The following is a 15137-nucleotide window of genomic DNA, read 5'->3' as shown; positions in this document are numbered from 1 at the left end:
GTAAAAACGCCTGCCCTTTCTCAAAAGGGCAGGCGATAAATCAACTTCTTTAATTCACTTCAGAAGTTTATTTACGATTGTTCGCCAGCCTGCGTACCACAGCCAGCAAACGGTCTATCTCTTCACAAGTATTGTAAAAAGCAAACGAAGGCCTTACCGTTGCTTCCAGACCAAAGCGACGCAAGATGGGTTGGGCGCAATGATGGCCGGAACGTACTGCGATTCCTTCCTCATTGAGCGCCTTTCCGACTTCTGCCGTTTCATATCCTGCCAGCACAAAAGACGCGACACTGGCTTTTTGATGCGCAGTACCGACCAGGCGCACACCGGGTATGCTCTTCAGTCCATGCGTTGCGTATTCCAGCAAGGCATGTTCATACAGTGCGATATTTTCCAGGCCTATGCGCTCGACATAATCCAGCGCTGCCCCAAGGCCGACAGCATCGGCGATATTGCCAGTACCCGCCTCAAAGCGTGCCGGTGCTGGCTGATAACGGGTGTGCTCGAAAGTCACATCTGCAATCATATTGCCGCCGCCCTGCCAGGGTGGCAGTTGCTCCAGCAAAGCCTTCTTGCCATATACCACGCCTATGCCGGTCGGGCCAAATATCTTGTGACCAGAGAAGACATAAAAGTCAGCATCCAGCGCCTGCACATTCACGCGCAAATGTGAAACGGCTTGCGCACCATCTATCAATACGCGGGCACCAGCAGCATGGGCCAGGGCAGTGATCTCATGCACAGGGGCGATAGTACCCAGGGCATTTGACACTTGGGTTACCGCCACCAGACGGGTCTTGCTGTTCAGGAGTTTGCGGTACTCATCAAGCAAGACCTGGCCACTGTCATCCACAGGAATGACGCGTATGACCGCGCCCTTTTCAGCCGCCAGTTGTTGCCAGGGCACGATATTGGCATGATGTTCAAGCTCAGAGACGATGATCTCATCACCTGCACCGATAAACTTCTTGCCAAAGGTTTGCGCTACCAGGTTAATACCTTCAGTTGCGCCACGTACGAAGATGATTTCCTGTTCAGAGGCAGCACCAAGAAACCTGGCTACCTTTTTACGTGCCGATTCATAAGCATCGCTGGCACGTGCAGCCAGTTCATGTGCCGCTCTATGTATATTTGAATTCTCATGCTCATAGAAATAACTGATGCGGTCTATCACTGACTTAGGCTTGTGCGTCGTCGCTGCATTATCAAACCACACCAGTTGCTTGCCATTGACACGTTCAGCCAGGATAGGGAAATCCCTGCGTACGGCATTAATGTCAAAGGGCGCTGCCAAGGATGGATTAGCGGCTCGAGGTGCCTGATCCCAATAGCCTTGCTCGCCTTGCTGGAAATAATATGCAGGATGTGTCGCATTGCCGCCAGCTTGCGGTGCGGGCGCAGAGGCCGGCGTTGTTGGCGTTGTTGGCGTTGTTGAATACAGTTCACCCAGTATGCGTTGCAATTGCTCTTGCCCCGGCACGTTGAAAGCACTGGCCCCGGATTGCTTGCCTGTTCCCTGCGCAGCAAGATTGTCAAGATTATTGTCAGCAATAGGATAGCCATGCTCTTGCCCGACAAAATAATAGGGCGTACTGGAACTGGCACCACCCGCTTGCGGGCGTGATGGCGCTACGCTGCTACCACCATTTTGTGGCACGCCACTGGCGGAGACAGAAGGCTGGCTTTGCACCGAGCTGCCGTCGTGCACTGGTGTACGTGCTGACGGCGGCGCTTCGGGCGTATTGCCCTGGCTAAACCCTGGTAAGAATTGCGCAGCAGCTTGCGCCGCACCAGGCACCAGGGCAAAAAATTCTGATGCCATGCGATTCAGTGCGGCTTCATCCGGCAAACCAGAGTTTGCCGCGCCAGTATTATTTGTAGGTGTCAGGATAGTCATGATATTTACCTATCTCTACGTCATCGAGAACAGCCACTGCATCATCTGTCAGCACTGCCAGCGAGCAGTACAGGGAAATGAGGTAAGAGGCAATCGCATTGCGGTTGATGCCCATGAAGCGCACGGACAAACCAGGGCTTTGTTCACCCGCCAGGCCAGGCTGGAACAAGCCAACCACACCCTGGCGTTTTTCACCAACGCGCAACAGGATGATTTTTGTCTTGCCATCTTCAATAGGCAATTTGTCAGACGGCACCAATGGTACACCGCGCCATGTGAGGAATTGCGAACCAAACAGGCTGACTGTTGGTGGTGGCACGCCACGGCGTGTGCATTCACGACCAAAAGCAGCAATCGCCAATGGGTGGGCGAGGAAGAAGCCAGGTTCTTTCCAGACTTTGGTCAGCAAATCATCAAGGTCATCCGGTGTAGGTGCACCTGTCAAGGTGGAGATGCGCTGATCATCATGCACATTTGCCAGCAGGCCGTAATCAGGATTATTGATCAGTTCGCTTTCCTGACGTTCCTTGATGGTTTCTACGGTCAGGCGTAATTGTTCCTTGATCTGGTCATGCGGGCTGCTGTACAGATCAGAAATGCGGGTATGTACGTCCAGCACGGTCGCTACTGCATTGAGGAAATACTCGCGTGGTTGTTCGTCATAGTCGACAAAGGTTTGCGGCAATTCAGATTCATCGCGCTGCGAGCAGGCTACCCGCACATCCTTGGGATTTTTTACCTTGTTGAGGCGGTAGATACCTGCCTCTACCGGCAACCATTGCAGCAGATGCACCAGCCAGCGTGGCGAGATGGTGGATAACTGCGGAACGGTCTTGGTGGCGTTCGCTAGCTGTCTGGCGGCATTGTCGCTGAGGGCGAAATTACCTGCAGTTACTTCATTACTTGCATCTGTCATTACTCTACTCCATGAAAGTCAGTGTATCGAAAAATAAACATGAACAGGCGTGCGGGGATAAGCAGCCGTGTGATGTAGTTCACGGCTGTTTATTTGAAGCTCACTTATTCAAACCAAAGAAACGGGATTTTGCTGTTCGTGCCGCAAGCTGGCCTGGCTGACATGGCTGCCGGCCGCCACATCGCTGGTAACCCAGACATTGCCGCCAACGATGGCACCACGGCCTATGGTGACGCGGCCCAATACCGTAGCACCGGCATAGACCACCACATCATCTTCAACGATGGGATGACGTGGCAAACCTTTTTGCAGCTTGCCGTCATCATCGCTGGGGAAGCGTTTTGCCCCCAGCGTAACGGCCTGATAAATACGCACACGCTGGCCGATGACGGCAGTCTCACCTATCACCACGCCAGTACCATGATCAATAAAAAAGCCTGCACCTATGCTGGCACCGGGGTGGATGTCGATACCGGTCTGGCCATGGGCAATCTCGGCGACGATGCGTGCCAGCAGCGGGACACCGAGTTGATACAGTTGATGGGCAATACGGTGATGTATCATCGCCAGTATGCCGGGGTAGCACAGCAAGACTTCATCTACCGTGCGCGCTGCCGGGTCACCCTGATAGGCTGAGATAACATCACTGTCCAGCAATGAGCGTATGCCAGGCAAAGCCCGGGAAAATTCACGTACTATAGTCAGAGCCCGGTCATCGATATGCAGACCTTCTTCTTCGTGATAACGCGAGGCATAGCTGAGTTCCAGCCTGACCTGACTCAGCAGAGAATGCAGGACAGTATCGAGCGTATGGCCTACATAAAAATCTTCACTCTCTTGCCGCAATTCAGGCGGCCCCAAGCGCATGGGGAACAAGGCACCACGTAAGTCATTGAGGATTTTTGCCAGTGCATCGCGCGATGGCAATTCACGCCCGCCAGGTTCCGCAGATCTTTGCTGGCGACGCCGCCAGGCATGACGCACTACTGCCAGTTCGCTGACAACCTGCTCTATGCCGAACAGCGAGGCGCGTATCTCTTTAGTCTGTTGCAATGCTTGTCCCATGATGCTCCGCCTTTTCAAGTACTTAAGTCCTCAATTACTTCTATTACTTTAGTCCTGCACCCAGGGCAGCTTGTGAAAACGCCAGCCGCCACTATACCCACGCTGCTGCGCTTCATCCAGGTCACCTTCAAAGCCCTGTTCTATATTGAAGACATTTGGCAAACCCGCCTTGCTGGCGGCTTCGGCTGCCAGTGCCGAGCGTTTTCCGCTACGACAAAGCAGCAAGACCACAGTCTGCTTATCCTTGAGTTTGCCTTCCAGTTCTTTGACAAAGCGCGGGTTGCGCGTCAGTGCCGTGCCTGTTGCCCAGGCTACATGTACACTGTCTGGTAAATGGCCGACGAATTTGCGTTCTTCATTACTGCGCACATCAACAATCACTGCCAGGCCTTGCTGTTGCAAATCCCAGGCATCTGTCGGAGAAATGCTACCGGCAAAGGGCAGGCCAGCATCTTTGGCGCGCTGGCGAGCCGCAGCCAGTACAGGTGATTCAATGGTAGTCTCGATAGTGGGGGAAGCTGTCATACACGTTCTCTGTATTTATGTTTTCATCACAGAGATTGAATGTACAGAAATTACCTAAGACAGAAAACGAATAAAAATGAAGTTAATTATCCAAATTTCAAATATGCTGTGATTATCACCACAATATAGAATTTGTTGCAGTGCGCAAAATATCGTATTGCTGCTTGTTAGGCGTATGATTAGAATTCATTTCATCAATAGGGATGAGATGCGTTTGTATCATAACGTGGGCTGCCAAGGCGGACGAGGCAATCAATAGCGGTGCTATTGATAACGAGTCGAATTGTCAACAGCTGCAGTCCAGCCCACGTTATGATACAAAGCCTTCAGGAACTGACGATTTGGGCGCACTCCCCCTATTGATGAAATGAGTTCTAGCAAGCTTAAAGCACTCCAACTTTATCGCTACTATGGCTACAGCTAAATCTACTCCTTACCCCAGACTTACGACCCTGCTGACGCTGGGCGTCAGTGCCGTCGTTCTGTGTACGGTTTTATCTGCCCTGTTGCTGGTCGATCACTTTGCCAAGAATTATGCGCAAAAAGAAGCAGAGCAAAGACTGCAGCAAGTTGCATGGCAAATGCGCGATGCGCTGGATCAGGTCATGCAAAAATCGGTCAGCGATGTGCAGCTACTATCGCAACTTAATGAGATAAAGGACGGCAAAGACCCGGCAGATGCACGCCGCATCCTTGATCACCTTCAACACAATTTTCCAGACTACGCCTGGATAGGGTTGGCCGACCCTGACGGTAAAGTACTGGCATCTACCAAGGGCATGCTGGAGGGCCAGGACGTCAGCAAGCGCCCGTGGTTTATTGAGGGCAAGAAAGCCTTGTATGCGGGCGATTACCACCCTGCCCTGTTATTACAGAAGCTGCTGCCTTACAGCATAGATCCCTGGCGCTTTGTGGATGTGTCGATTCCTGTCTACAGGTCAGACGGCACAATGCGCGGTGTGCTGGGTGTACACCTGAGCTGGAACTGGACTCGTAATCTGGTACAAAACATACTGGCACCAGCCGACAAGCAATATGCGGCAGAAGTTCTGGTGGCGCGTGAAGATGGCACCGTCTTACTGGGGCCGCTGAAGATGGAGGAAACCAAAATAACGGCGAACAGTCTGAAGCTGTCACGCTCAGGAAAAAGTGGCGTCACGGAAGAAGTATGGGAAGGCAGCCAGAAATACCTGACTGCCTATACCATGACCGGACAGGCGCGCAATTATCCCGCCCTGCAATGGAGCATACTGGTACGCCAGCCCAAGGATGTCGCCATGGCTGGCCTGTATAATCTGCAGCGCGAAATCATGATTTCTGGGGCGATACTGTGCGTCGTGCTGGCGCTGCTGGCATCGCTGATGGCACGGCGCATGTCATCTTCACTGACCAAACTCAGCTCTTTCATGGAACAGCGTACCCAGACTCGCAGTGCTCAGACGGCTCCACCAGTCTTCCCTGTGGTTCAAAGTTTCCACGAAGCCTATTTGCTATCCACCACGATAGCCGGGATGCTGGAAAAAGAAGAGCAATATCTCAAAAAAATCGAGCGCAGCAACCAGGACCTGGAAGCAACGGTGGTTGAACGCACGCGCGAAATTGAGCTGAAAGCCAGCCAACTGGAAAACGCCTTGCAAGAGCAGCGCAGCGTACAAAGCCGCCTGCAGGCAATTGCCGATAACCTGCCCTGCATTATCACCTTCATGGACAGGCAGGAACGTTACATATTCGTGAACGCCTTCGTAACGACAGAATTTGGCGTCAAACCCCATCACCTGCTGGGCAGGACCATGCGCGAAGTTGTCGGTGATGATTTCTATAAAGCCCATGCACCGCATGTGCGCGCAGTGCTGTCAGGTGAAAGGGTGAGTTTTGAGGGTGAAGGCAATTTGAACAAACGCGACTATTATTATCAGTCCGTGTATGTGCCTGCCTACAATGATACTGGTGAAGTCGATGGTTTCTATGCCATGAGTTTTGATATTGCTGATCGCAAGCGCGTAGAGATGATGATGAATGAATTCGTCTCCATGGTCAGCCATGAATTACGCACACCTTTGACATCGATCAATGGTGCGCTACGCCTGGTTGCAGCAGGCGTGGCTGGTCAAATTCCAGAAAAGGCACAAGAACTGATTACCGTTGCGATGCGCAATGGTGACCGTCTGTTACACCTTATCAATGATATTCTTGACCTGGAAAAAATCGCCTCAGGGAAAATGGAATTCAGCTTCCAGCTCAGCCCTATTGGCCCCTTGATACAAGATGCAATCAACACCAACAAGGCCTATGCAGACCAATATGGTGTCACCATGATTTACCAGGAAAGGTATGCAGATTTACTGGTGAATGTGGACCGCCAGCGGGTGGCCCAGGTACTCGCCAACTTGCTGTCGAATGCCATCAAATTTTCCCATAAGGGCGGGGAAGTTGAAGTCACAGTGGAGTTGAACCTGGAAAAACAAAGAGTGAAAGTCATGGTCACCGACCATGGCTGTGGCATACCGACTAATTTCCATAGCAAGATATTCCAGAAATTCAGTCAGGTCGATGGTTCCAACACCCGCAAAAAAGGTGGAACCGGCCTGGGCCTGAATATCTGTAAAACCATCATGGAAAAAATGGATGGCAGTATAGGTTTTACGTCGACGGTGGATGTAGGCAGCCAGTTCTTTTTTGAATTGCCGCTGGCAGAAGCCAATACCTTGAATTCTGCCAGTCTTATTGAGGGGAATTAAGCTGCTGCCAGCGCCTGTTCCAGATCAGCAATCAGGTCGTCTACATGTTCTATGCCTATTGACAAACGTACGGTGTCTTCAGTGACACCGGCTTTTGCCAGTTCATCTGGATTCAATTGCCTGTGTGTGGTGCTGGCCGGATGGCAGGCCAGGGACTTGGCATCACCGATATTCACCAGACGGGTGAATAACTGCAAGGCATCCTGGAAGCGGCCACCGGCATCACGCCCGCCTTCGAGGCCAAAGGTCAGGATGCCGGACGGTTTGCCACCCAGGTATTTTTGCGCCAGCGCATGGTCTTTGTGCTCAGGCAGGCCAGCATAATTCACCCATTTTACTTTAGCGTGCTTGTCCAGGTAATGAGCTATCTTGATGGTGTTATCCGTGATCCTGTCCAGGCGCAGGGCCAGGGTTTCTATGCCCTGCAAGATCAGGAAGGCATTGAAGGGTGACAGGGCTGCGCCGGTATTACGCAAAGGCACGACGCGGGCACGGCCTATATAGGCAGCAGCACCCAAGGCTTCGGTATACACCACGCCATGATAAGACACGTCAGGTTCATTGAGGCGTTTGAATCTTTCTTTATGTTCAGCCCATGGGAACTTGCCAGAATCAACAATGATGCCGCCTATGGAATTACCATGTCCGCCGAGGTATTTGGTCAGTGAATGCACCACGATATCAGCACCAAATTCTATAGGACGCAACAGATACGGCGAAGGCACGGTGTTATCAACAATCAGTGGCACGCCATGACGGTGGGCGACCTTGGCAATCGCTTCGATGTCCGTAATATTGCCGAGCGGGTTACCGATAGACTCAACAAACACCGCCTTGGTCTTGCCATCAATCAGTTTTGCAAAGGACTCAGGATCACGATAATCAGCGAAACGGGTTTCTATGCCGAATTGCGGCAAAGTGTGAGCGAACAGATTATAGGTGCCACCGTACAGGGTAGAGGCAGAGACGATATTGTCACCGGCCTCAGCTATCGTCTGTATTGCATAAGTAATCGCCGCCTGGCCAGATGCCAGCGCCAGACCGGCAATACCACCCTCCAGTTCAGCCACGCGTTTTTCCAGCACATCATTGGTGGGGTTCATGATGCGTGAATAGATATTACCCTGTACTTTCAAATCAAACAGGTCTGCACCATGCTGGGTATTATCAAAGGCATAGGCAACGGTCTGGTAGATAGGCACGGCAACTGCGCGCGTGGTCGGGTCGGGTGTATAGCCACCATGTACGGCAATAGTTTCCAACTTCATTCCAGACATCCTTTTATGTGATTTGAGCTGCTCAGATCATACAAATGACTTACAAAAATCACAAGGATGGATTTGGAATTTGCTTATCCAGAAAACGCAGATGAACTCATGTACGTTGTCATTTCTGCGGTACATCTGGCAAGCTGAGTGCAAGAGCCGCAATCTGGTCCTTGCGCATAAAGACGACACCGGGATGCTGCAAGGCATATTGCAGAAACTCGCCCATCATCCTGACACGCGCTGGCGTGCCGCCTATGCGGTCATGCAGGGACACGGACATCATGCGCCGTTTGTAGCCAGCCTCCATATACAGTTGATCAAACTCATCGCGCAACTCTTGCCCAAAAGCTTGCGCCGTCAGCGGCCCTTCTGCGCCAAAGCGGGCAATATCATTATTGCGCAAGGTATAGGGGACGATGGCAAAGGGTTGTTGATTGACGGTGGTGAGCATGGGTTCATCGGCACTAAGGTCATCGATATGATAGGTAAAGCCCAGTGACTGCAAGATGCTCAGGGTATTCACTGTGCCACGCAGCCAGAAGGCATTGAAACCGGTAGGACGTGTACCCGTGGCTGCAAATATCGCATCGCTATTGGCTACATACGAGGCGCGTTCTTCTGCCTCAGTCATGCTCCAGTGCGGTGTCCAGCTATGGCCGTGGGCAGCCGCTTCATGACCGCGTTCGACAATCTCGCGCGCCAGTGCTGGCCTGTGCAATACTGCCTGACCTACCATGTGCGAGGTGACTGGCACTTTGAACTTGTCCCACAAATCCAGCATACGCGGTATGCCTTCCCGCGCGCCATATTCAAACCAGGTGCGCGCTGGCAAATCTGGCAGGCTCTGGTCTGCCATGGCGGGGAAAGGGGAACCGTTCTGATGCTCTGATTGTGCACCGGCTTCAAACTGCATGGAAACAGAGACAACCATGCGTATGCCGTCTGGCCAATACTGGCCTGCTGGCAGGATGATTTTTTCTGACATTTTCTTGCTCCTGTTCGACTTGAATGTTGACTTCAGATTTTGATCTCAGTTTTTGACCACGCCCATTTGCTGCAACAGCGTCAGGTTATCTTCCAGATGCCAGTTTTCAGCGATGCGGCCATCGGCAATGCGATAAATGTCTGTCGCTATAAAATCCACCTTGCGGCCATCTCCCTGCTGCCCATGGAAGCTGCCGCTGTAATGACCAGTGAAATGCAAGCGACCTATGACACGGTCACCCACAAGTAACATCTCTTCCACTTGCAGTTTCAAATCAGGCACCGCAGCGCGAAAGTTTTTTGAAGCAAACAAAGCACCTTCTGGCCCTTGTGGACGGCCTGCAGGCAGGTTCCTGTCGATGAAGTTGGCTGCCAGGGCAGTTTGCGCATACTGCGCCTCGCCGGTATTCCAGAATGCATAGTAGCGTCGTGCCGCCAGGGCCATGCTTTGCTGCTGTGCTGCTGGAATCGACTTGTCGACTATGGTGTTCACAGGCTGCGGCAAGCTATCTTCGGCTTGCGCAGCTTGAGCATTGTGGGCAGCCAGAGCACTGAGCAACATGAAGCCCAGGCTGGATAAAAGTTTGGTATGCATGGTATGTCCTTTACTAAATTTGGATTTTGGCTCGCTGATCGAAATTCGCCTGAACGCTACTGTGCTACCATTCCAATTTATTGAAAATAGACTTATTTACTAAAGTATCTATTCCAATATGGAAAAGATGCATGGATTGCAGATGATAGAACTGGCTGATATGAAGCTGTTTGTGCAGGCAGTGCTGAGTGGCAGCCTGTCAGCAGCAGGACGCGAGCTGGGCTTTTCCCCAGCGGTCGGTAGCAAGCGCATGAGCCGCCTGGAAGCGGCCCTGGGTACGCGCCTGCTGCAGCGCAGTTCACGCCGCCTGAGCCTGACCGAAGAAGGCGCACTGTATTTTGAGCGCTGCCAGGCCATCTTGCTGGACATTGCCAATGCTGAAGCTGAACTGGGGCAGGGCCAGGCAGAAGCACGCGGCTTGTTGCGGGTTTCCTCCCCGGTCGCGCTAGGCCGGCATTACATAGGCCCGGCACTGGCAAAATTCGCCAGCCAGCATACTGCCTTGCAGGTACAACTCTCGCTCAATGATGATGTAGTGGATGTCATCGCATCCGGCTTTGATTGTGTCGTGCGCATAGGGGCGAATAGTGACTCACGCCTGGTGGCACGCAAGCTGGCAGATAACCGCCGTGTCATCTGTGCATCCCCGGCCTATCTCGCCCTGCAAGGCCAGCCGCACACGCCTGCTGATTTGAGCCAGCATAGCTGCATACTTATGCAGCCAAGCAGTGCCATGCATGCAGACTGGCATTTGCATTCAAATAAAACCGGGGAGGCGCAGACTGTACGTGTCAATGGCAACTGGCTGACAAATAATGGCGAACAAGCCCATGACTGGGCCATCGCTGGCCTGGGTCTGGTAAGACGCTCGATCTGGGACGTGGCACCAGCGCTGGCAAACGGCAGCCTGATAGAGGTGCTGGCAGACTGGAGCAGCGACAGCACACCCATCCATGTCATGTACCCTTCACGCAAGCACCTGCCTTTGCGCACGCGCCTGTTCATCGACTTCCTGGTCGGGGTATTCGATCAGGCTGTCTGACAACATGCATGTTGATCAATTTGTTTAACAATGTGACTTTTGGCAAAACATGAGTGCTGTTTATCCCTGGCAGGTCTATGCTGGAGTATGGAACTCCCCATAGTGGAGGCAAGAAAGCCAAGAGAGCCAAGGAGAGCATCATGCAAAGACGCACACTATTGCAGTTCGCCAGCTTGTCTGGCCTGATAGGCCTGCCTGCACTTGCCCAGCAAAACAAGGTCTTGCAAATCTCCACCCTGATAGAAAAAGATCCTGCCACCAGCATTGCAGAAAAAATCATGGAAACTGCGTATCGCAAGCTGGGCATCAACTTCAACGTCCATTACTTGCCCGGTGAACGTTCGCTGCGCAGCTCCAACAATGGCGAAATGGATGCCGAGCTGTACAGAAAACTTGGCATGGAGAGGGATTATCCCAATCTGATTATCGTGCCCGTGCCCTTGATGACTTATGAAATTGTCATTTTCACTTATGGCACCAATTTCGTCGTCACCGGCTGGGAAAGTTTGCGCCCCTACACAATAGGTTTTGTCAAAGGCATCAAGATCATAGAGCAAAATACCTTAGGCATGAAGCTGGAATCAGCACCGACCGTGCGCCAGGCTTTCCAGAAAATGCTGCTGGGTCGCTCTGACGTCGTCGTAGCCAATCGCATATCGGGTCAGGCAGCCCTGAATGAATTAAAGCAAACCGATATCGGCATACTCATGCCGCCACTGGCGACCTTCCCGGTCTTCCATTATGTGAATAAAAAACATGAGGCCCTGGTGCCTGCCTTGACCGCCGTTTTGCAAAAAATGCAAAAAGACAAAGTGATAGAAAATATACAGACCAGCGTCATGGCAGAATGGCAGCGCGGCGAATAAAGCGCATTGCAGCGCCATCCAGCGGCGCTGCTATCTGAATCTATCGCCCAACTCAGTCACCCAACTCAGTCTCCTAACTCTATCAGCCCAGACAAAGGCAAACCCTGCGGTGTGACATACATCGCCAGCACCCAGGCCCGCTCAGGTTCTTGCGCAAATTGATTCAGCGTCTTCACGATAAATTCTATCGATGCCTTGTCCAGCGCGGCGAAGGGATCATCCAGTAAATTTATCCTGGCACCGGCAGCAAAAGCTGCCGCCAGCCAGACCTTGCGCTTGCTGCCTGTCGATAGCATGAACAACTGCTTGTGCAGATGTGGGGTCAATCCCAGGCCTTCAATGGCATTTTCCAGCAGCCCATCATCAAATTGCGGGTAACTGCCACGCACACCCGCAAAATATTCTTGTACGCCAAGCTGATCAAATGCATCTGTGCGCGGGTCTACCCAGAATACCTGACTGCGATACTGCGCAGCTTGCTCATGCAGGAAAACACCCTGTATCTGCAATTGCCCGCTTTGTGCCTGTACCTCGCCTGCCAGCAATTGCAGCAAACTGGTCTTGCCGCGGCCATCGCCACCACGCACCAGATTGATGCCAGCGACTATCTCGCCAGACCAGTCGCTGAACAATACCTGCCCGGGATAGGAAAAACTGAGATCATGAACTTGCAACAGAGCCTTGCCTTGATTTTTCATGCGCGAATTCCAAAAAAATTTTACTGATTTTACAGAGGTTTTCCAGTGTCCTTGCGGATCATGCAGAAAATCAAGGTGCAGTTTGCCGGACGGAGTTTGCATCCGGAGGCGATCAAGATTGCTTTATTTTCAATAGTGGCAATATTGACTACAAAGAAAGCCACCCTTTTCCTCCTGCATATACAGAGCAGCTATGACAAAGTAAAATGCTTTTCATCTTAAAAATACGCAAAAACACAACATGACACTCAACGAGGTGCGTGAAAACAATAGCGGCTGCCGCCAGCTCATCGTGAGTGGCGCGACTGGCTTTATTGGTCAGCACTTGATCCCCTTGCTGCTTGCGGAAAATTACGAGGTCGTGGCAATCGCCAGGGATGAACAAAAAGCCCGCGCTTTTGACTGGTATGACAAGCTCAGGTTCATCAGCCTGGATTTTCATCAGGACAAACTGGATTTCCAGCCTGAACCAGGAGCAAGCCTGATACACCTGGCCTGGCAAGGTTTGCCCAACTATAAATCCTTGTTTCACCTGGAAGAAAATCTCCCAAAGAATTATGACTTCATCAAACAGCTGGTCAAAGCTGGTGTCAGCAATGTGCTGGTGACAGGCACCTGCTTTGAATATGGTTTTCAATATGGCCCCATAGCAGCGACAGCTACGCCCATGCCTGCCAACCCCTATGCGCTGGCAAAGGATAACCTGCGCCAGTACCTGGGGTATTTGCAGGCAGAATTCAGTTTCAGGCTGCAATGGGCAAGGCTTTTCTATATGTATGGCAAAGGTCAAAACCCCAAGTCCATACTGGCACAGCTTGACACTGCCATTGCCAACGGCGACAGCGTCTTCAATATGAGTGGCGGCGAACAATTGCGCGACTACCTGCCGGTAGAAGCTGTGGCACAACAACTGCTGGACATATTAAAATCAAAGCAGGCTGGTGCCTTCAATGTCTGCAGTGGCGAAGCTATTTCCATCAGGCGACTGGTCGAAGAAAGAATCAAAGAACGTGGTGCCTCCATACACCTCAACCTGGGCTACTATCCCTACCCTGACTACGAGCCTATGGCATTCTGGGGTATCAATAACAAGGAAATAAAATGACTGAACATGAAAATTTCAAAGCTGAATGCCAGGCTGAAATCGCCCAGCAAGGTGCCAGCCCTGAATTGCAAAAGCTGACCAATGAGTGGATCACTGTGGCCGCTGAGCATAAATATTCTTACCATTTTGAATGGCTGGGCCGCCCTATCATCCAGCATCCACAGGACATGATAGGCCTGCAGCAATTGCTGTGGAATATACAGCCAGACCTCGTCATAGAAACTGGTATAGCCCGCGGTGGTTCATTGATATTCAGTGCCAGCATACTGGAATTGATCGCACTGTGCGGTGGCAATCCCGATGCCAAAGTGCTGGGCATAGACATCGATATACGTGAGCACAATCGCCAGGCCATCATCGAACACCCAATGTCCAAAAGGATAGAGATGATACAAGGCTCCAGCATTGCTGCTGACATTGTTGCATCCGTACACAAGTTTGCGGCAGGCTACAAAAAAATCCTGGTTTGCCTGGACAGTAATCATACCCATGATCACGTACTGGAAGAACTCAAGCTGTATGCGCCACTGGTCAGCAAGGGCAGCTATTGCGTCGTGTTTGATACCATCATTGAAGACTTCCCGGAAGGACACGGCCCCGCCAGACCATGGGGTAAATCCAATAATCCTAAAACCGCCGTGTGGGAATATTTGAAACAGCTGGAAGCTAATCCGGTACCAGCCAGGGACAATGGTCAATTGAATTTCGTCATCGACAAAGAAATACAAAACCAGCTTCTGATTACCGTTGCACCAGATGGATTTTTGAAGCGCGTGTAATGCCAGCTTCGCCATTGATACAGAATTGATCAGGACAGCCAGGTCGTCACCATGCATGGATGACCTGGTCGGTCAGGCGACGATTTCCGGGATGAAGGCGATCCTCGACCGAAAATCATCTCCACAATCAATCAAAAGGGCTCACTGCTCTCACCTGCCAGCGGCATCTGCGGCGCCTGGTTGAAGGCTGTAAACACACCTGCGCCGCTTGGTCTGTCGAGTACAAAAACCATGTCGTATGAAGGCAGCCTGGACAAGGAAGTTGTGCCTGTCTTCTTCAATAATTCATTGACGATGGAATCCTGACCTGGCCCCTGCCATATATCTTAGTGTTGCCATGAAATCAGTACGGTCGCAGATTGCGCAAGCACATCCGCCACCATGCCATCGCCGTGCTTGTATTGCCCCTTGCCAAATGACATATTTGGCGTCAGATTCAACTTGGCTGCCAGCGCCGAGATGGTCTGGTATAGCCTCTGGCTGGGTTCCTTGTTTGCATCCAGTGCCGGACTTGCCGCATAAATGACACTTGGCGTGGCCAGTTCTGCACCCTGGAATTACCCATTGGTGGGAGCAAGCAAATTGGCAATCCCGCCTGCCCTTTCCCAAGCCAGGGTAACCAATGACTGACTATCACTGCCACCCAATAAATTCACGCC

14 protein-coding genes are annotated in these 15137 nt (G+C 51.8%); 6 read left to right on the top strand and 8 right to left on the bottom strand.

Annotated elements, in window-relative coordinates; genetic code table 11:
* Positions 1 to 67: 67 nt before the first annotated feature.
* The 4 genes from DFR42_RS10395 to DFR42_RS10380 all read right to left on the bottom strand — a co-directional run bounded on the left by DFR42_RS10395 (position 68) and on the right by DFR42_RS10380 (position 4403).
* Complete coding sequence (locus tag DFR42_RS10395; RefSeq protein ID WP_110254874.1) at positions 68 to 1897, bottom strand: family 2A encapsulin nanocompartment cargo protein cysteine desulfurase; 1830 nt, start codon at positions 1895 to 1897, stop codon at positions 68 to 70.
* Complete coding sequence (locus DFR42_RS10390) at positions 1872 to 2813, bottom strand: family 2A encapsulin nanocompartment shell protein (protein WP_110254873.1); 942 nt, start codon at positions 2811 to 2813, stop codon at positions 1872 to 1874. Before DFR42_RS10390 ends, DFR42_RS10395 begins: the two co-directional genes overlap by 26 nt.
* Before the next feature lie 108 nt (positions 2814 to 2921).
* Complete coding sequence (gene epsC, locus DFR42_RS10385) at positions 2922 to 3878, bottom strand: serine O-acetyltransferase EpsC (protein WP_110254872.1); 957 nt, start codon at positions 3876 to 3878, stop codon at positions 2922 to 2924.
* Positions 3879 to 3926: 48 nt separating this feature from the next.
* Positions 3927 to 4403, bottom strand: a complete 477-nt coding sequence (locus tag DFR42_RS10380) for a rhodanese-like domain-containing protein (protein WP_110254871.1) — start codon at positions 4401 to 4403, stop codon at positions 3927 to 3929.
* 410 nt (positions 4404 to 4813) lie between these two features.
* On the opposite strand from DFR42_RS10380, the gene DFR42_RS10375 reads away from it, so the two are divergent.
* On the top strand, positions 4814 to 7141 hold the full coding sequence (locus tag DFR42_RS10375; RefSeq protein WP_110254870.1) for an ATP-binding protein: 2328 nt from the start codon (positions 4814 to 4816) through the stop codon (positions 7139 to 7141).
* On the opposite strand, the gene DFR42_RS10370 is transcribed toward DFR42_RS10375, so the two are convergent.
* From DFR42_RS10370 to DFR42_RS10360, 3 genes are all read right to left on the bottom strand, one after another.
* Positions 7138 to 8409 (bottom strand): O-acetylhomoserine aminocarboxypropyltransferase/cysteine synthase family protein, encoded by a 1272-nt coding sequence (locus DFR42_RS10370; protein WP_110254869.1) that lies wholly within the window; start codon positions 8407 to 8409, stop codon positions 7138 to 7140. The genes DFR42_RS10375 and DFR42_RS10370 overlap by 4 nt on opposite strands.
* Before the next feature lie 118 nt (positions 8410 to 8527).
* Entirely contained in the window at positions 8528 to 9394 is an 867-nt protein-coding gene (locus DFR42_RS10365; RefSeq protein WP_110254868.1) for a polysaccharide deacetylase family protein, read from the bottom strand.
* A gap of 45 nt (positions 9395 to 9439) precedes the next feature.
* Complete coding sequence (locus DFR42_RS10360; RefSeq protein ID WP_110254867.1) at positions 9440 to 9988, bottom strand: ester cyclase; 549 nt, start codon at positions 9986 to 9988, stop codon at positions 9440 to 9442.
* Positions 9989 to 10106: 118 nt separating this feature from the next.
* Between DFR42_RS10360 and DFR42_RS10355 the strand changes: the two genes are divergently transcribed.
* Entirely contained in the window at positions 10107 to 11030 is a 924-nt protein-coding gene (locus tag DFR42_RS10355; protein WP_211324234.1) for a LysR family transcriptional regulator, read from the top strand.
* Positions 11031 to 11170: 140 nt separating this feature from the next.
* Entirely contained in the window at positions 11171 to 11896 is a 726-nt protein-coding gene (locus DFR42_RS10350) for a substrate-binding periplasmic protein (RefSeq protein ID WP_110254866.1), read from the top strand.
* A 65-nt stretch (positions 11897 to 11961) separates the two neighbouring features.
* On the opposite strand, the gene DFR42_RS10345 is transcribed toward DFR42_RS10350, so the two are convergent.
* Positions 11962 to 12594 carry an ABC transporter ATP-binding protein gene (locus DFR42_RS10345; RefSeq protein ID WP_110255016.1) on the bottom strand — a complete coding sequence of 211 codons (633 nt, stop codon included), beginning with the start codon at positions 12592 to 12594 and terminating at the stop codon, positions 11962 to 11964.
* Positions 12595 to 12835: 241 nt separating this feature from the next.
* Here DFR42_RS10345 and DFR42_RS10340 point away from each other — a divergent pair, with 241 nt between their 5' ends.
* The 3 genes from DFR42_RS10340 to DFR42_RS29870 all read left to right on the top strand — a co-directional run bounded on the left by DFR42_RS10340 (position 12836) and on the right by DFR42_RS29870 (position 14784).
* Positions 12836 to 13699: an NAD-dependent epimerase/dehydratase family protein gene (locus DFR42_RS10340; protein ID WP_110254865.1), complete on the top strand. Its 864-nt coding sequence runs from the start codon at positions 12836 to 12838 to the stop codon at positions 13697 to 13699.
* Positions 13696 to 14478 (top strand): cephalosporin hydroxylase family protein, encoded by a 783-nt coding sequence (locus DFR42_RS10335; RefSeq protein WP_110254864.1) that lies wholly within the window; start codon positions 13696 to 13698, stop codon positions 14476 to 14478. The genes DFR42_RS10340 and DFR42_RS10335 overlap by 4 nt, the downstream gene beginning before the upstream one ends.
* A gap of 180 nt (positions 14479 to 14658) precedes the next feature.
* The gene (locus DFR42_RS29870; RefSeq protein WP_281275146.1) at positions 14659 to 14784 is read left to right on the top strand and encodes a hypothetical protein; all 126 of its coding nucleotides are present in this window, start codon (positions 14659 to 14661) and stop codon (positions 14782 to 14784) included.
* Positions 14785 to 15137: the final 353 nt, after the last annotated feature.

Source organism: Undibacterium pigrum (genome assembly GCF_003201815.1).
GTDB classification, from domain to species: domain Bacteria; phylum Pseudomonadota; class Gammaproteobacteria; order Burkholderiales; family Burkholderiaceae_D; genus Undibacterium; species Undibacterium pigrum.
The sequence above is the reverse complement of the archived record's forward strand: the minus strand, read 5'-3'. Positions and strand labels throughout refer to the sequence as shown.